Source organism: Mycobacterium sp. SMC-13, from assembly GCF_045311035.1.
GTDB lineage: Bacteria > Actinomycetota > Actinomycetes > Mycobacteriales > Mycobacteriaceae > Mycobacterium.
Map to the genome: position 1 here is coordinate 164,191 of NZ_JBJIAI010000005.1, position 16,474 is coordinate 180,664.

Below are 16,474 nucleotides of genomic sequence, written 5' to 3' on the forward strand. Positions count from 1 at the left end.
CACGAAACGACGCCGGTCAAAGTATCCTTACCGACTTCTCTCAGTACGCTTACCGGCGTGCCTGCGCGACGATCCACCGCAAAATTCGACAACGAAACCCACCTGGGTCTGGTGCGTCGCGCTCGGCGAATGAATCGTGAACTGGCGCAGGCGTTCCCGCACGTCTACTGCGAGCTGGATTTCACCACCCCGCTCGAGTTGGCGGTGGCCACCATCCTGTCGGCGCAGTGCACGGATAAGAGGGTGAACCTCACGACGCCGGCGCTGTTCGCCAAATACCCGACGGCGCTGGACTATGCGCAGGCCAACCGCACCGAACTCGAGGAGCTGATCCGGCCCACCGGCTTCTACCGCAACAAGGCGACGTCGATCATCGGGCTGGGCCAGGCGCTGGTCACCCGCTTCGACGGCGAGGTGCCGAACACCCTGGACGAGCTGGTCACGCTGCCCGGCGTGGGGCGCAAGACCGCCAACGTCATCCTCGGCAACGCCTTCGACATCCCGGGCATCACGGTGGACACCCACTTCGGCCGGCTGGTGCGACGCTGGCGCTGGACGGCCGAGGAGGACCCGGTCAAGGTGGAACACGCCGTCGGGGAGCTGATCCCGCGCAAGGAGTGGACCCTGCTGTCGCACCGCGTGATCTTCCACGGCCGCCGCGTCTGCCATTCCCGGACCCCGGCCTGCGGCGTGTGCGTGCTGGCCCGCGACTGCCCGTCCTACGGCCTGGGGCCGACGGATCTGGCAACCGCCGCGGCGCTGGTCAGAGGACCCGAAACCGAACACCTGCTGGCGCTGGCCGGGATCACCGAGTGAGTCGGTCTGCCCGCTGGACCGTCGTGGTGCTGGCCGTGTTCGTCGTGTTGGGAGTGGCGCTGTGGCGGCAACTCGATGAGCAGCCGTCGGGTTCAGGGTCATCCGGCATGCCGGCCGGCCCGGCCCGGGTGCATCGCGACGCCGACACCCCGGCGGCGCTGGCCGCGCCCCGGGCCACGGCCGCCCTGCCGCCCTGCCCGGCGCCGCAGGGCGGGCCGGGACCGCAAGCCCTGCAGGGCATCACGGTCGACTGTGCGGCCGACGGCACCCCCGTCGACGTCGCGAAGGCCCTCGCCGGCCGGGCCGTCGTACTGAACCTGTGGGCCTACTGGTGCGGCCCCTGCGCCGACGAACTGCCCGCGCTCGCGGAGTACCAGCGCCGCATGGGCGCCCGCGTGACCGTGGTGACGGTGCACCAGGACGAGAACGAGACCGCCGGGCTGCTGCGGCTGGCCGACCTCGGCGTCAAGCTGCCGATGCTGCAGGACGGCCGGCGCCTGATCGCGGCCGCGCTGCGCGTGCCCAACGTCATGCCTGCGACCGTGCTGCTGCGCGCGGACGGTAGCGTTGCCCAGGTCCTGCCCCGGCCGTTCACCAGCGCCGATGAGATCGCCAGTGCAGTGAACCCACAGTTAGGAGTGTCGGGGTGACCGTGCTCAACCCGCAGGCCGCCCCGGCCTGGCTGCGACCCCTGGTCGACAACGCACAGGACCTGCCGCAGGCCTACCGGCGCCGGGTACCGAAGAGCGTGCTGGCGGCCATCACCGCCGCCGGTGCCACCGCGACACTCGCCGGCACCAAACGCGACGCCGCCGTCCTGGTGTTGTTCTCGGGTGCACCCGACGCTCCGGCCGGTGCCCTGCCGCCCGATGCCGACCTGCTGGTCACCGTCCGCGCGTCGACGTTGCGCCACCACGCCGGGCAGGCGGCGTTCCCCGGCGGCGCATCCGATCCGGGCGACGACGGCCCCATCGGCACCGCCCTGCGGGAGGCGAACGAGGAGACCGGCATCGACCCCTCCCGGCTGCACATACTGGCGGAGCTGGACCGAATGTTCATCCCGCCCTCGGGTTTTCACGTGGTCCCGGTGCTCGCGTACTCGCCCGATCCGGGCCACGTCCGCGCCGTCGACCCGGCCGAGACGGCGATCGTCGCGCGGGTTCCGGTGCGCGCCTTCGTCAATCCGGAGAACCGCTTGATGGTGTACCGCAAAGAGAACACGCGGCGGTTCGCGGGCCCGGCCTTTCTGCTCAACCAGATGCTGGTGTGGGGCTTCACCGCTCAGGTGATCTCCGCGATGCTCGACGTCGCAGGCTGGGCCAAGCCCTGGAACACCGACGTCGTCGAGGAACTGGACGCGGCAATGGCGCTGCTGGGCGAGTCCAGCGGCTACCGTGTGGATCAACCATGACACCTTCACAATGGCTGGATCTGGCCGTGCTGTCCGTCGCCTTCGTCGCCGCCGTCTCGGGCTGGCGGTCCGGGGCGCTGGGCTCGCTGCTGTCTTTTCTCGGTGTGGTGCTCGGCGCGGTGGCCGGTGTACTGCTGGCACCGCACGTGGTGGCGCACGTCGACGGCGCCCGCAGCAAGCTCTTCATCGCCCTGTTCCTGATCCTCGGCCTCGTCGTGGTGGGCGAGATCGCCGGTGTCGTGCTGGGTCGCGCCGTCCGTGGCGCGATGCGCAACGAGGTGGTGCGCGGCTTCGACTCGGTCGTCGGCATGGCCCTGCAACTGGTCGCGGTGCTGGTCGCCGCCTGGCTGCTGGCCACCCCGCTGACGTCGTCCGACCAGCCGAACCTGGCTGCGGCGGTGAACGGTTCGCGCGTGCTGTCCGAGGTCAACGATCTCGCGCCGGCCTGGCTCAAGCGCGTGCCCACGCGGCTCTCGGCGCTGCTGAACACCTCGGGTCTGCCGTCGGTGCTGCAGCCGTTCGGCCGCACCCCGATCGTCAGCGTCTCGGCGCCCGATCCCGCGCTCGTCGCCGATCCGGCGGTGGCCGCGGCCAAGGGCAGCGTCGTGAAGATCCGCGGTGTCGCGCAGAGCTGCCAGAAGGTCCTCGAGGGCACCGGCTTTGTGGTGGCGCCCGGCCGGGTCATGTCCAACGCCCACGTGGTGGCGGGGTCCAACAGCGTCACCGTCCAGGTCGACGACAAGAGCTACGACGCCAAGGTCGTGTCATACGACCCCGAGGCCGACATCTCGATCCTCGACGCGCCCGACCTGCCCGCGGCGCCCCTGAAGTTCGACATGCAGGAGGCCCCGACCGGTACCGGCGCGGTGGTGATGGGCTATCCGGGCGGCGGCGAGTTCGCCGCGACGCCGGCGCGCATCCGCGAGGTCATCAAGCTCAACGGTCCGGACATCTACCACTCGACGACCGTCACGCGTGAGGTCTACACCATCAGAGGCAATGTCCGCCAAGGCAATTCGGGTGGACCGCTGATCGACGGCAGCGGCAAGGTGCTCGGTGTCGTGTTCGGCGCCGCGGTCGACGACGCCGACACCGGCTTCGTCCTCACGGCCGACGAGGTGGCCAAGCAGATGGCCAAGGTCGACAACTCCGAAGCGGTGCCGACCGGGAAGTGCATCTCAGCCGGGTAGCTGGTGCAGGAACGTCGACAGCTCCGAGGTGACGGTCGACGGCTGTTCCTCGTGCGCGAAATGTCCTGCGCCGGGGATGGATACGAAGCGGGTCTGCGGGGCGTAACGCTGCGTCCGGCGGACCGGGTCGTCGAGCACGTACGGGTCGGCGGTGCCGTGCAGGTGCAGGACCGGGACCGCGGTGCGCTGTTTCATCGCGCGCATGAAGCGCCGGCCCTCACCGCGGAGCTGACTGCGCGCCGCCCACCGCTGGTACTCGAGCGCCGAATGCGCGGCCGACGGAATCTGGATCGCGGTGCGCAGGTGCGCGGCGGTCTGGGCGAAGTCGGCCGTCGCCGGCCAGGCGGCGCCGGCGCGGCTGCGGACCAGCTGCTCGACGGCCGCACCACCCCGCCGGGTCAGGACATGCTCGGGCCACCACGGCACCTGGTTGCGCAGCATCGCCGGCAGCAGGGCCGCGCGCTGGCCCTTGTCGGTCAGCGTCGACGACCGCAGCGCCACGGGATGCGGTGAACTGACCAGCGCGATGCCCCGCACCACCCGCGGATGCAGCATTGCCGTCGCCCAGCAGACGAGGCCGCCGTCGGCGTGTCCCACCAGTACGGCCGAGTGGTGTCCCAGCGCGCGCACCAGGCCCGCGGTGTCGCCGGCCAGCGTCCAGCCGTCGTATCCGGTCGGTGGTTTGTCGCTGCCGCCGTAGCCGCGCAGGTCGACCGCGACGATGCGGGCGCCCCGCAGGTCGCGCAACTGATGCCGCCACGAGTACCAGAACGAGGCGAACCCGTGCAGCAGGATCACCAGCGGGCGCTCGGCATTCGAGGAGCCGTCCGCGTTCCGGTCCGCGGGCTCGGAGCCCTCGGCTTCGACGACGTGGAAGCGGATCCCGTTCGCGTGCACCTGGAGGTGTCGCCACGGACCGTCGATCCGGACGACCGACGGATCAGGTGGCGGCACTACCAGCCTGAGGTGTCGCTAGAAGCCGTGCGAATGGAGGCTTGGCTCGACGGCTTGTCGTGGCCCGGCGTCAGCGCCACCTTGGCCTCCTTGACCGTGGCGATGGTGTCCCGCGGGCCGCGGATCTTGCGGACCTTGAGGAAGCCCAGGAAGGCGAGCGCACCCGTCGTCAGCACCATCAGCGCGAAGACGATGAGGTACGACGCCCAGCTCGGCAGCCACAGCTCCAGCAGCGAGCCGAGGAAGAAGAAGAAAAAGAACGTCGAGTAGAAGAGCACGACGAGGGCGGCGATGAACAGGACGCTGCCGGTCAGGCCCTTCTTGACGTCGGCGGTGATCTCGGCGCGCGCCAGCTCGACCTCGGCGCGCACCAGCGTCGACATCTGCGCGGTGGCTTCCTTGACCAGATCGCCGATCGACGGATCGGCCTTGGGTGCATGCGGATCCACCAGCGGGATCGAGGTCACCGTGGCTGGAACGGGGCCATTCTTGCGATCGCCATTGCTCACGAACACGTCCTCCCGGCGTCGGTGTAGTCCTGGCATATGTTGCCACGTGGGGCGCCGCTTAACGATCCGGCCCAGCGATACACTGCCCCGATGCGTTTGGCACCCGGGTTTGCTTCGATGTGTGGGATGGCCATTGCTCTGCTTGGCACATCGGTCGGGGTGCCGGCCCACGCGGATGCACCGGTGCCGCTGGGCGGTGGCTCGGGCATCGTCGTGGACGGCGACACGTTCTGCACCCTGACCACGATCGGTCACGACAATCGCGGCAAGCTGGTTGGCTTCACGTCGGCGCACTGCGGCGGCCCCGGCCACGAGGTGGCGGCCGAGGGCGCAGAGAACCGGGGCACCCTGGGCGTCATGGTGGCCGGTAGCCAGCCGCTGGACTACGCCGTCATCGAGTTCGACCCGGCCAAGGTGCAGCCGCTCAACAACGTCAACGGCTTCCAGATCGACGGCATCGGCCCGGACCCGGCCTTCGGTCAGGTGGCGTGCAAGCTGGGCCGCACCACGGGCTACACATGTGGTGTCACATGGGGCCCCGGGCAGGACCCGGGCACCATCGTGGACCAGGTGTGCGGCCAGCCCGGCGACTCGGGCGCGCCCGTCACCGTCAACAACAAACTGGTCGGCATGATCCACGGCGCCTTCAGTGACGACCTGCCGACGTGCGTCGTCAAGTACGTGCCGCTGCACACCCCGGCCGTGACGGTGTCGATCAACGCGGTGATCGCCGACCTCGACGCCAAGAGCCGGCCCGGCGCGGGCTACGTGCCCATCGCCTGAGCCGGCCTGGCCCTGCTGGCGCCCTACTTGCTGGCGCGGATGGCCTCGAAGACGCTGGGGTCGACGAGGGTGGAGGTGTCCCCGAGATCGCGGCCCTCGGCGACGTCGCGCAGCAGGCGGCGCATGATCTTGCCGCTGCGCGTCTTGGGCAGCTCGGGCACGATGTGGATCTCGCGCGGCTTGGCGATGGGGGAGATCTCGGTCGCGACCTGGGCCCGCAGTTCTTCGACGATGTTCTCCGAGCCGCCGTGTGCGGAGGCCTTGAGGATGACGAACGCGCAGATGGCCTGCCCGGTGGTGGCGTCGGTGGCGCCGACGACGGCGGCCTCGGCCACGCCGGAGTGCCCGACGAGTGCGGACTCGACCTCGGCGGTGGAGATGCGGTGCCCGGAGATGTTCATGACGTCGTCGATACGGCCCAGGACCCAGATGTTGCCGTCGGCGTCGTAGCGGGCGCCGTCACCGGCGAAGTACCAGCCCTGCTCGGCGAAGCGGGACCAGTAGGTGTCCTTGAAGCGTTCGTCGTCGCCCCAGATGCCACGCAGCATCGACGGCCACGGCTTGTCGAGCACGAGGTAGCCGGTGACGTGTTCTTCCTCGTCTGCGCCGGGGACCAGTTCGTTGCCGTCGTCGTCGACGATCTTGGCGCTGATGCCGGGCAGTGGGGTCATGGCCGAGCCGGGCTTGGCGGCGGTGACGCCGGGCAGCGGGGAGATCATGATGGCGCCGGTCTCGGTCTGCCACCAGGTGTCCACGATGGGCGTGGTGCCCGCGCCGATGTGTTCGCGGTACCAGCGCCAGGCCTCGGGGTTGATGGGCTCGCCGACCGAGCCGAGCACCCGCAGGCTCGACAGGTCGTGTGCCGCGGGGATCTGGTGGCCCAGCTTCATGAACGTGCGGATCAGCGTCGGCGCCGTGTAATAGATGGTGACGCCGTACTTTTCGATGATGTCGAAGTGCCGGTGTTCGTTGGGTGAGGTCGGCGTGCCCTCGTACACCACCTGCGTGACGCCGTTGGACAGCGGGCCGTAGACGATGTAGGTGTGCCCGGTGACCCAGCCGATGTCGGCGGTGCACCAGTAGACGTCGTCGGCCTTGATGTCGAAGACGTTGTGGTGGCTGTAGGACGCCTGCGTCAGGTAGCCGCCGCTGGTGTGCACGATGCCCTTGGGCTTGCCGGTGGTGCCGGAGGTGTACAGCAGGAACAGCGGCTGCTCGGCGTCGAACGCCTCGGGGGTGTGGTCGGTGGACTGGGAGTCGACGATCTCGTGCCACCAGACGTCGCGGCCCTCGGTCCAGTCGACGTCGATGCCGGTGCGCTTGACCACCAGGACGTGCTCGACACTCGGCTGGCCGGTGACGGCTTCGTCGACGGCGGACTTGAGCGAGGCGGCCTGGCCGCGGCGGTACTGCCCGTCGGTGGTGATGACCAGCTTGGCCTGGGCGTCCTCGACGCGGGCCGCCAGGGCGGTGGCGGAGAACCCGGCGAACACGACCGAGTGCATGACACCGAGCCGGGCGCAGGCCAGCATCGCCACGATGGCCTCGGGCACCATCGGCATGTAGATGGCGACGCGGTCGCCGGCGACCAGGCCCAGGGCGGTCAGGGCGTTGGCAGCCTTGCTGACCTCATCCTTGAGTTGGGCGTAGGTGATGTCGCGGGCGTCGCCGACGGGCTCACCTTCCCAGTGGATCGCGACGCGGTCGCCGTTGCCGGCCTCGACGTGGCGGTCCACGCAGTTGTAGGCGACGTTGAGCTTGCCGTCGCCGAACCACTTGGCGAAGGGTGCATTCGACCAGTCGAGCACCTCGGTGAACGGGGTGGCCCAGGACAACCGCTCGCCCTGGCGGCGCCAGAAATCCAGGCGGTCGGCGTCGGCCTCTTGATACAGCGCGGCGGTGGCATTGGCCTGCGCGGCGAACTCGGCAGGCGGCGGGTAAGCCTGTGGCACAGCGGTGTCTTGTGTCATGGCTGTGAGCGTAGTCACTGACACGTTGCAATGACGTTGGAGGTGACCCGCCACCGGGACGTTGGTGGTGGCCACCCGGTGGCACTACCGTGTGCGGACGTGGCTGCACCTGACCCGCTGGCTCCTTTGGCCGAACTGCCCGGCGTGGCCGAGGCCGGAGACGAGGCTCGCGAAGCGCTCGGGAGGGCCCACCGGCACAAGGTGAACCTGCGGGGTTGGCCGGCGACCGCGGCCGAGGCGTCGATGCGGGCCGCCCGCGCGTCGTCGGTGCTCGACGGTGGATCCCTGAGTTTCAGTAAAGACGGCGAGGCGCCGGCGAAAGGTGAGCGTGCCGACGCGGTGCTGGCCGGCGCGCTGCGCGTGGCCGAGGCGCTCGAAGGTGGCGCGACGGCGCTCGTCGGCGTCTGGCAGCGGGCCCCGCTGCAGGCGATCGCCCGGCTGCACTCCCTGGCGGCCGCGGATCTGACGGATCCGGACCAGCTCGGCCGGCCCCGCACCGATGATCCGGACGTGGGCCGGCGCCTGGAGCTGCTCGGCGAGATCGTGGGCGGTGGGAGCCGGGTGCCGGCGACGGTGCTCGCGGCCGTCGCTCATGGCGAACTCCTGAGCCTGGCGCCATTCGGGGTGGCCGACGGTGTGGTGGCGCGCGCGGTGTCCCGGCTGATCACCATGTCGAGTGGTCTCGACCCGCACGGCCTCGGCGTTCCCGAGATGTACTGGATGCGTCAGGTCGGCGAATACCGTGCCGCGGCACGGGGCTTCGCGTCGGGCACGGCCGACGGGCTGACGGCGTGGTTGATCTGCAGCAGTCGTGCGCTGCATTCCGGAGCTCGTGAGGCGCTGTCGATTGCGCAGGCTTCGGCCAAGTAGCGGTCGGTCCGCGGCCGTCTCCAGCAAACACGCACACATAAAAGCGGGCGGCGCTCCGTCGTCAGAGGGCATCTGACTCGGCTCGCCGCCCGCTAGCACGGAACCCCGGTTACCAAGCGTGCTTGTCGGGTTGTGTGGGTGGCCTCGGCGTCCCTGCAATGCGCTGCGGCTACAACCCCACCCAAGGAGTTCTCTTAGCCGTTCGCTTTTCGCAATTACGCAGGCCCACAACGCTTTTACCATTGTCGCGGTATGTGCTCCGCGTGGGTGCCGGTATTCCGTGCTGGGATGCCCTCTTCGGGAGGTCGAACCTTCTCTTCCGGTTCGGTCTTGGCCTCGGGGGGCTTCCGTGCTTCCTTTGTACTACGTGACCGCAGTCACATCAAGGGTCAATCACCGGCGATTTGTGATTGTTACTCCAGGGGGCTCAGCAACTCGCCAGTAGCTTTCAGAAGCTCAGTCGACGGAGCAGCGAGTACGTCACGGCGCCGGCCGCGAGGGCGCTGGCGCCGACGGCCAGGGTGGTGGCCACCGCGGCGCCCGAGGGTGCCGGCAGCCGGTCCCGCAGCGAGACCGGACGGGTGAAGGTCAGCACCGGCCAGCCGCGGGCGACGGCCTCCTTGCGCAGCGCGCGGTCCGGGTTGACCACTGCGGGGTGACCGACGGCCGCGAGCATCGGCAGATCGGTGATGGAGTCCGAGTAGGCGTAGCAGTGCTCCAGCGCGTAGCCCTCGCGGGCCGCGAGTTCCTCGATCGCCTGGACCTTGCCTTCGGCGAAGCAGTAGAAGTCGACGTCGCCCGTGTACTTGCCGTCGGCGACCACCATGCGTGTGGCCATCGAATGATTGGCCCCGAGTTCGCGGGCGATGGGCGCGACGATCTCCTCACCGGATGCCGAGACCACCACGACATCGCGGCCGCACAGCTTGTGGTCGGCGATCAGGTTGGCGGCTTCTGCGAAGACCAGTGGGTCGACGATGTCGTGCAGCGTCTCGGCGACGATCGACTTGACCTGTTCGACGTCCCAGCCCGTGCACATGTTCGTCAGGTAGGACCGCATGCGGTCCATCTGATCGTGGTCGGCACCGGACATCAGGAACAGAAACTGGGCATAGGTGGACTTGAGGACAGCTTGCCGGTTCAGCAGTCCCTGGTTGAAAAAAGGTTTGCTAAAAGCGAGGGTGCTGGACTTGGCGATCACCGTTTTGTCGAGATCGAAGAAGGCTGCGGTGCGCACCGGACCGGTCGACCCGGCCTCCTGACGCGGCGCGGCCGCGGTCTGCGCGGCCGGATCGGATGCGGTCACGGCTCCAAGCATATGCTCCGGAACCCCGGCGCCGGGTGGGCGCCGCTGTGGCCGTGTCGGTCGCCGGTGGGTCGGCCATCGTGGCGATTGACGTGCTGACACGCCCATTTCACAGACAATCAACAGTTGCGCACAGCCCTGTTGACGTGTGTATAGTGGGCATTACCCGGCCAGCGCCGGGTGTGCATCAGCCCGACCCCCCGGGGCTGATCCACGACGACCTCCGCCTCCTCCCCCCCTGGCGGGGGTCGTCCCTTTTTCGGGGGCGGTCATTTTCCTCGAGGCGTTGCCTCTTCGGCGAGATTTTCGCCAGCGCCGAATTCATCGGTTCCCGTTGTGGCGGAGCCTTGGCGAGCCCGGCCCGTCGGCAGTCGTGACCCATCCGTGAAAAGTTGCGGAACGACATTCTCACCAGCGCGTCAATAAAGTTGTCCACAGTTTGCGATTCATCCACATTCTGGGGGCGGGCTCTGGTGCCGTGGCCTGCCGCGGATCACGGTGGAACCATGACGACGAACGGGGCCCTGGCGTTGATCGCCGACGCCGGACTGCGTGACGAGATCGACCGCATCGCCGCGGCGGCGGGCATCAGGGTGGTGTACGCGACGGAGCCCTCCGGCCGGAAGGCATGGGTCGGTGCCGCGGCGGTGCTGCTCGACTTCGCAGCCGCGCGGCGCTGCCGCGAGCTCGGGATGCCGCGACGGCCCGCCGTGTTCTTGGTCGCGACCGATACGCCCGGCTCCCGCGAGTTCGAGGCCGCCCTGGTGATCGGTGCACAGGAGGTCATCACTCTGCCCGGCCAGGAGTCGGGACTGGTCGGTGTCCTGGCGGATGCCGCGGCCGGCGAATCCGACGGGCGCCGCGGCGCCGTGGTCGCCGTCATCGGCGGACGTGGCGGTGGCGGCGCGTCGGTGTTCGCGATCGCCTTGGCGCAGGCTGCGGGTGAACCGGAGCGCGAGTGCCTGCTCGTCGACGTCGACGCCTGGAGCGGCGGTATCGATCTCGCCCTCGGTGCCGAGTGCGATGCCGGCCTGCGCTGGCCTGACTTGGCGGAGGCAGGGGGACGGCTCAGTTATCCGGCGCTGCGCGATGCGCTCCCGCGCCGGCGCGGGGTGGTGGTGCTGTCGACGGGCCGCACCGGCGTCGAACTGAGGCCGACGGCGCTCGCGGCGGTCGTCGAGGCCGGGAGTCGCGCCGGCGCGACCGTCATCTGCGACGTGCCACGGCAGTCGTCCGCTGCCGCCGAGACCGTGCTGGCCGCAGCCGATCTGGTGGTCGTGGTGGCGCCGGCAGAGGTGCGGGCCTGTGCCGCGACCCGGGTCGTGGCCGACTGGGTGACGGCCGTCAACCCGAACGTCGGTCTGGTGGTGCGGGGTCCTGCGCCCGGCGGGCTGCGCGCGGTGGAGATGGCGACGATCCTCGGGCTGCCGCTGCTGGCGGCCATGCGGGCCGAGAGCAACCTCGACGGCGCGCTCGAGCGGGGCGGTCTCGGTCGAAGTCTGCGGAGCCGGTCACCGCTGGCCGTGGCCGCCCGCCGCGTACTCACGGTGCTGGGCCGACAGCCCGGGGAGGCGGCGTGACGTCGTCGTTGGTGGATCGGGTCCGGGAACGGCTGGCCGCGCAGACGAGCGGGGCCCTGCACCCCAACGCGGTGGCTGCGGCCATCCGCGCCGAGTCCGGCGGCGTACTCGCCGACAGCGACGTACTGGCCGGCATGCGGCTGCTGCAGACCGAGCTGACCGGTGCCGGGATTCTGGAACCGCTGCTGCGGGCACCGGGCACCACCGACGTGCTGGTCAGCGCGCCCGACGAGGTGTGGGTCGACGACGGAAACGGGTTGCGCCGCAGCACGATCAGATTTCCGGATGAGGACGCGGTGCAGCGCCTGGCGCAACGGCTCGCGCTGGCGATCGGGCGCCGGCTCGACGATTCGCAACCCTGGGTCGACGGCCACCTCGGCGGTATCGGCGGTGGCTTGACCGTGCGGTTGCATGCCGTGCTGCCGCCGATCGCCGCCGCAGGTACCTGCCTCTCGCTGCGGGTGCTGCGGCCCGCGACGCAGGACCTGGCCGGACTCGTCGCATCCGGGGCCATCGCGCCGCCTGCCGTCCCGCTGATCACCGACATCGTCGCGGCGCGGCTGGCGTTCCTGGTCTCCGGCGGCACCGGTGCCGGGAAGACCACCATGTTGTCCGCGCTCCTCGGGGCCGTCGATCCCGCGGAGCGCATCGTCTGCGTCGAGGACGCCGCCGAGCTGGCGCCGCAACATCCGCACCTGGTCCGGCTGGTTGCGCGCGGCGCCAACGTCGAGGGCGTGGGCGAGGTGACGGTGCGTGACCTGGTTCGGCAGGCGCTGCGGATGCGTCCTGACCGGATCGTCGTCGGCGAGGTGCGCGGTGCGGAAGTCGTGGATCTGCTCGCCGCGCTCAACACCGGTCACGAGGGCGGGGCCGGGACGGTGCATGCGAACAGTCCCGCCGAGGTGCCCGCCCGCATGGAGGCGTTGGCGGCGGTCGGCGGATTGGACCGGGCAGCGCTGCATTCGCAACTGTCGGCCGCGTGCCAGGTGGTACTGCACACCGCGCGGGCCCGCGACGGGCGTCGGCACCTGGGTGAGATCGCGGTGCTGCGCCGCGCCCCGGACGGGACCGTGACGGTCGTGACCGCGTGGCACGTCGACCGCGGCGCGGGCCCTGGCCTGCCCGCGCTGGGTGAGCTGCTGACTGCGCGGGGCCGGTCGTGAGTCCCGCGCTGCTGCTGGCACTGGCCGTGCTGGTCGCGCCACCGGCGGGCGGCGCCGGGCGCCTCGGGCACAGAAAACGGTTGGTGCGATCTGGACCTCGCCTGCTCTGGCCGGTGGCGGCAGTGGCCGCCGTGGTGGCGCTCGTCGTCCTGCCGATGCCGGTGATGCTGGCCGGCTCGGCCGTGGCCGGCACCGCGGGTCTCCGGTGGCGGCGCTCGCGGCACGCCGCGCAGCGCGCCCGGGAAGCGCAGACGCTGCAGGGCGCACTCGGCATCCTGGTCGGGGAACTGCGTGCCGGGGCGCATCCGGTGGCGGCGTTCGATGCCGCGGCGCATGAGGTCGGCGGACCCGTTTCCGCGGCGTTGGGGGAGGTCGCGGCGCGGGCCCGGCTGGGTGCCGATGTCTCTGCCGGTCTGCGCGCCGTCGCGGGATCGTCGGCGCTGCCCGCCCATTGGCAGCGGCTGGCCGTGTACTGGCAACTGGCGCTCGACCATGGCTTGGCCATCGCCCCACTGATGCGCGCCGCCGAACGTGATGTCGTCGCGCGCGAACGCTTCTCCTCGCGGATCAGGGCGGGGATGGCCGGAGCCCGAACGACGGCGGCCGTGCTGTCCGGGCTGCCCGCGCTCGGAATTGTCTTGGGACAGTTGATCGGTGCGCATCCCGTGCGCTTCCTGCTGGGTGACGGCGCGGCGGTGCTGGCGATCGGTGTGGTGCTGTGCTGCCTCGGGCTGCTGTGGTCGGACCGGATCATCGCGCGGGCACAGCGATGAGCGCGGTGCCGATTCTCCTGCTCGCAGTGGCGGTCCTGCTGATCCCCGGCGCGGCGGTACACCGCATCCGGCCCCGCCTGCCGGACCGGTCCGCGCCGCCCGCGGCGCCGGACGATCCACTGGCGGTGCCGTCGAGCCTGGATGTGCTGGCGGCGTGCCTCTCGGCAGGCATGGCGACCGGCGCGGCGGCCGCGGCGGCGGTGCCGTCGGCACCGGCCGCTCTGGCGAGCGTGCTGCGTCGCGCTGCCGAACTCCTGGCCCTGGGTGCGGGTCCGGCGACGGCCTGGGCGGAGCCGGCTCGCGGTACCGACCCACACGTGATCGCGCTGCTGCGGCTGGCGCGGCGGTCGGCGTCATCGGGCGCCGCGATGGCTCAGGGCGTCGCCGAACTGGCCGAGCAGGCCAGGGCCGACGCCGGGGATGCGGCGGACGCGGCCGCCGAACGGGCCAATGTGTTGATCGCCGGTCCGCTGGGGCTCTGCTACCTGCCGGCATTCGTCTGTCTCGGCATCGTGCCGGTGGTCGCCGGCCTGGCCGGTGACGTGTTCCGGTCCGGGGTGTTCTGATCACAACAAGGGGAGGAAAAACCATGAAAATGACCAGCTTTCGCGCGCTCGAGGCCCGGGCGACCATGCTGCTGACCGATGAGAGCGGGATGTCGACCGTCGAATACGCCATCGGCACCGTGGCTGCCGCGGCGTTCGGCGCCATTCTCTACACGGTGGTCACGGGGGACTCGATCGTCAGTGCGCTGACCAACATCATCTCGCGTGCTCTCACCACCAGGGGATGACCGTGGTGGCGTCACGGTCGAGGCGGCATTCGCGGTTGCCGCGCTCGTCGCGGTCGTCGTCCTCGGTGTCGGTGGGTTGGCCGCGGTCTCGGCGCAGGTGCGCTGCATCGACGCGGCCAGGGAAGCGGCACGGCTCGCGGCCCGCGGCGACGACGGTGCCGCCGTCGACACGGCCCGTCGCACCGGACCCGACGGGGCCTCGGTCGAGGTGCGGCGCGACGGCGGGCGGATCGTCGCGCGGGTCCGCGTCCGGGCACCGCTGCTGCCCGGCGTCACGGTGGGGGCCGAGGCGGTGGCGGCACCCGAACCTGGTGCGTGACGAGCGCGGCGCCGCGACGGTGCTCGCGGTCGCGCTCATCGTGGTGCTCATCGGGTTCCTGGCCGGCGCAGCCGCGATCGGCGCGGCGGTGATCGGCCGGCATCGCGCGCAGTCAGCGGCCGACCTGGCCGCACTCGCCGCCGCGGGCGCACTGGTGGCCGGACCGGGCCAGTCCTGTAGCCGGGCGGCTGCCGTCGCCGAAGCCATGGACAGCCGGGTTGGTCACTGCTCGGTGGAGCGGCTGGATGTGGTGGTCGACGTGGAGGTGCCGGTGCGATTCGGGCGCTGGCACCTGGGCGACGCGCACGGCCGGGCCCGCGCCGGGCCAGGCTGACGGCAGCGCGGTGGCGACAACGATCAGGAGGCCGCAGAAGAACAGATCACCCCACCCGGGCCGATCGGTCGTTGTGTCGCTTGCCATGTCACTACCGTAGAATCTCAACTATGGTTGAGATCAAGCGTATGGGTCCGACCGACCTCCTGACCATCGGGGAGATCGTGAAGCGGACGGGAGTCTCTGCGTCCGCGTTGCACTTCTATGAGCGAAAAGGGCTGATCCATCCCGAGCGCACGTCGGGCGGGACGCGGCTGTACCCACGTCACCTGGAGCGTCGCATCGCCGTCATCCAGGTGGCGAAGCGGCTCGGCATTCCGCTCAGCGAGGTGGCCGAACACTTCGAGACGCTGCCCGACGACCGGATGCCGTCACTGCGCGACTGGACCAGGCTCAACAAGCGGTGGCGGGCGCAATTGCGCGAACGGCAGCGCGAGTTGGAGCGGCTGCAGTCGGAGATGGACCAGTGCATCGGGTGCGGGTGCATCTCGCTCAACCACTGTCTGGTCATCAATCCCGGCGACACGCTGGCCGCCGAAGGGCCGGGTGCGCGGCGACTGCTGCCGTTCGACGGCGCGAATCCGGCTGGCGCCGAATAGGACTCGTCGCGGTCAGGATTCCGGGAGGTCGTCGTTCAGCCGGTCCCCGGCCGCCACGAGCTCGCCATAGGTCGGCAGTCGCAGCGACAGCAGGCCGGCGAACGTGTCGTCGGCGACCTGGAGCCGGTGCGCGGTGACGTGAATCGGCACCCACCCACCGTCATTGGCGCGCAACCGGAGCACCCGCGACGTCGGTCCGCTGCCGAATTCGACCGTCATGACCGCCATCTCGGCGATCTCGTTCGGGTGCACCACCGTCTCGGACGTCGCGTCGGCGCTCCAGTCGAAGAGCGGACAGGGCTCGTCGACCCACTTGATGAGCTTCCAGGTGTTCAGGTCCACCAATGCCCGGTACACGCCCGGCACGGTCGGCCCGCCCGCGATCTGCTGTGCCCGGTCGAGCGGGGTGGCCGCCGAATTCTCGCGGACACCGCGCCAGTTCATGGCCCGGCAGATCAGCCGATCCCGGTCGTCCTCGTCGGGCTCGTTCAGTACCCGCGCGGCGAATCCGACGCTGATGGGGCGGCCCCGGAAGTCGGTCATTTCCCAAGTGCTGGTGAAGGTTTGGCCGGGCTCGGGTTTGAGCACGGCGGAGATGACCCGCGCCTCGTTCGGGTTGAGCTTGCGGGTCTGCAGATCGTCGGCGAACGCGCGGCCGTGGGTGGCCTCGGCCGCCGGGTTGAGGCCGCTGTTGGCCAGCGACTCCATGGTGTCGGTCGCGATGCCGTTGGTCAGATCCCACTTCAGCGGGCCGGGGATCATCCGGTCCGGCGGGTCGGCGTCGGGCGCGCCGACCCAGACGTGGACGCCGTGGATGCGGCCGTCGGTCATCTGCACCACTTCGGTCCGGATCACCCGGTCGCTCTTGGGCGTGATGCTCGTCAGCGGCAGACCGGCGCGCACGGTTTCCCCGATGGCCGACTGGATGGCCATCAGGCTCGCGTTGCGCCGCAGGAAAGTGCTGATGGGAACCATGTCCTGGGTTTGCTGCCCCACCGCGACGACGGCAGGTTCGGCGCCGAGGGTCTCGACGAGGAGCCAGTCGTCCGTCATGGCCGTAAGTTTATCCGTTTCGGCGCGCTTTGCTCTGCCCGGCGTCGGCCG

Annotated in this window: 19 protein-coding genes; 14 read left to right on the forward strand and 5 right to left on the reverse strand. The window is 70.4% G+C overall.

The window, feature by feature from the left end; genetic code table 11:
* Positions 1-129: 129 nt before the first annotated feature.
* From nth to marP, 4 genes are read left to right on the forward strand one after another with little or no spacing between them, the layout of a single operon-like run.
* On the forward strand, positions 130-816 hold the full coding sequence (nth, locus tag ACJH6I_RS09815) for an endonuclease III (protein ID WP_406784045.1): 687 nt from the start codon (positions 130-132) through the stop codon (positions 814-816).
* Positions 813-1,466, forward strand: coding sequence for a TlpA disulfide reductase family protein (locus ACJH6I_RS09820; protein ID WP_318985376.1), 654 nt, complete (start codon positions 813-815; stop codon positions 1,464-1,466). The genes nth and ACJH6I_RS09820 overlap by 4 nt, the downstream gene beginning before the upstream one ends.
* The gene (locus ACJH6I_RS09825; RefSeq protein ID WP_318985377.1) at positions 1,463-2,227 is read left to right on the forward strand and encodes a CoA pyrophosphatase; all 765 of its coding nucleotides are present in this window, start codon (positions 1,463-1,465) and stop codon (positions 2,225-2,227) included. Before ACJH6I_RS09820 ends, ACJH6I_RS09825 begins: the two co-directional genes overlap by 4 nt.
* Positions 2,224-3,417 carry a MarP family serine protease gene (gene marP / locus ACJH6I_RS09830; RefSeq protein ID WP_212807332.1) on the forward strand — a complete coding sequence of 398 codons (1,194 nt, stop codon included), beginning with the start codon at positions 2,224-2,226 and terminating at the stop codon, positions 3,415-3,417. The genes ACJH6I_RS09825 and marP overlap by 4 nt, the downstream gene beginning before the upstream one ends.
* On the opposite strand, the gene ACJH6I_RS09835 is transcribed toward marP, so the two are convergent.
* Both ACJH6I_RS09835 and ACJH6I_RS09840 read right to left on the reverse strand, forming a co-directional pair.
* A complete protein-coding gene (locus ACJH6I_RS09835; protein WP_318985378.1) occupies positions 3,406-4,371 on the reverse strand; it encodes an alpha/beta hydrolase in 966 nt (321 codons plus the stop codon). The genes marP and ACJH6I_RS09835 overlap by 12 nt on opposite strands.
* Entirely contained in the window at positions 4,371-4,880 is a 510-nt protein-coding gene (locus ACJH6I_RS09840) for a phage holin family protein (RefSeq protein WP_212807330.1), read from the reverse strand. Before ACJH6I_RS09840 ends, ACJH6I_RS09835 begins: the two co-directional genes overlap by 1 nt.
* A gap of 126 nt (positions 4,881-5,006) precedes the next feature.
* Between ACJH6I_RS09840 and ACJH6I_RS09845 the strand changes: the two genes are divergently transcribed.
* Entirely contained in the window at positions 5,007-5,663 is a 657-nt protein-coding gene (locus ACJH6I_RS09845) for a S1 family peptidase (protein ID WP_318985379.1), read from the forward strand.
* 23 nt (positions 5,664-5,686) lie between these two features.
* Here the strand turns inward: ACJH6I_RS09845 and acs are convergent, their stop codons facing one another.
* Positions 5,687-7,633 (reverse strand): acetate--CoA ligase, encoded by a 1,947-nt coding sequence (gene acs, locus ACJH6I_RS09850; RefSeq protein ID WP_318985380.1) that lies wholly within the window; start codon positions 7,631-7,633, stop codon positions 5,687-5,689.
* A 99-nt stretch (positions 7,634-7,732) separates the two neighbouring features.
* Here acs and ACJH6I_RS09855 point away from each other — a divergent pair, with 99 nt between their 5' ends.
* Positions 7,733-8,503, forward strand: a complete 771-nt coding sequence (locus ACJH6I_RS09855) for an oxidoreductase (protein WP_133426327.1) — start codon at positions 7,733-7,735, stop codon at positions 8,501-8,503.
* A 448-nt stretch (positions 8,504-8,951) separates the two neighbouring features.
* Here ACJH6I_RS09855 and ACJH6I_RS09860 read toward each other — a convergent pair whose 3' ends face one another.
* Positions 8,952-9,809 carry an HAD-IB family hydrolase gene (locus ACJH6I_RS09860; RefSeq protein WP_191260197.1) on the reverse strand — a complete coding sequence of 286 codons (858 nt, stop codon included), beginning with the start codon at positions 9,807-9,809 and terminating at the stop codon, positions 8,952-8,954.
* Positions 9,810-10,315: 506 nt separating this feature from the next.
* Here ACJH6I_RS09860 and ssd point away from each other — a divergent pair.
* The 8 genes from ssd to soxR all read left to right on the forward strand — a co-directional run bounded on the left by ssd (position 10,316) and on the right by soxR (position 15,370).
* On the forward strand, positions 10,316-11,389 hold the full coding sequence (gene ssd, locus ACJH6I_RS09865) for a septum site-determining protein Ssd (protein ID WP_406784030.1): 1,074 nt from the start codon (positions 10,316-10,318) through the stop codon (positions 11,387-11,389).
* Complete coding sequence (locus ACJH6I_RS09870) at positions 11,386-12,552, forward strand: TadA family conjugal transfer-associated ATPase (protein WP_267324260.1); 1,167 nt, start codon at positions 11,386-11,388, stop codon at positions 12,550-12,552. The genes ssd and ACJH6I_RS09870 overlap by 4 nt, the downstream gene beginning before the upstream one ends.
* Positions 12,549-13,325, forward strand: a complete 777-nt coding sequence (locus ACJH6I_RS09875; RefSeq protein WP_318985382.1) for a type II secretion system F family protein — start codon at positions 12,549-12,551, stop codon at positions 13,323-13,325. The genes ACJH6I_RS09870 and ACJH6I_RS09875 overlap by 4 nt, the downstream gene beginning before the upstream one ends.
* Positions 13,322-13,891: a type II secretion system F family protein gene (locus ACJH6I_RS09880; protein ID WP_061009678.1), complete on the forward strand. Its 570-nt coding sequence runs from the start codon at positions 13,322-13,324 to the stop codon at positions 13,889-13,891. The genes ACJH6I_RS09875 and ACJH6I_RS09880 overlap by 4 nt, the downstream gene beginning before the upstream one ends.
* Positions 13,892-13,914: 23 nt before the next feature.
* Entirely contained in the window at positions 13,915-14,118 is a 204-nt protein-coding gene (locus ACJH6I_RS09885) for a DUF4244 domain-containing protein (protein WP_061009666.1), read from the forward strand.
* On the forward strand, positions 14,096-14,437 hold the full coding sequence (locus ACJH6I_RS09890) for a TadE family type IV pilus minor pilin (RefSeq protein ID WP_061009668.1): 342 nt from the start codon (positions 14,096-14,098) through the stop codon (positions 14,435-14,437). Before ACJH6I_RS09885 ends, ACJH6I_RS09890 begins: the two co-directional genes overlap by 23 nt.
* On the forward strand, positions 14,430-14,771 hold the full coding sequence (locus ACJH6I_RS09895) for an Rv3654c family TadE-like protein (protein ID WP_082761820.1): 342 nt from the start codon (positions 14,430-14,432) through the stop codon (positions 14,769-14,771). Before ACJH6I_RS09890 ends, ACJH6I_RS09895 begins: the two co-directional genes overlap by 8 nt.
* A 110-nt stretch (positions 14,772-14,881) precedes the next feature.
* Positions 14,882-15,370, forward strand: a complete 489-nt coding sequence (soxR, locus tag ACJH6I_RS09900; RefSeq protein ID WP_082761821.1) for a redox-sensitive transcriptional activator SoxR — start codon at positions 14,882-14,884, stop codon at positions 15,368-15,370.
* A gap of 12 nt (positions 15,371-15,382) precedes the next feature.
* Here the strand turns inward: soxR and ACJH6I_RS09905 are convergent, their stop codons facing one another.
* Positions 15,383-16,423 carry a PAS domain-containing protein gene (locus ACJH6I_RS09905; protein WP_318985383.1) on the reverse strand — a complete coding sequence of 347 codons (1,041 nt, stop codon included), beginning with the start codon at positions 16,421-16,423 and terminating at the stop codon, positions 15,383-15,385.
* Positions 16,424-16,474: the final 51 nt, after the last annotated feature.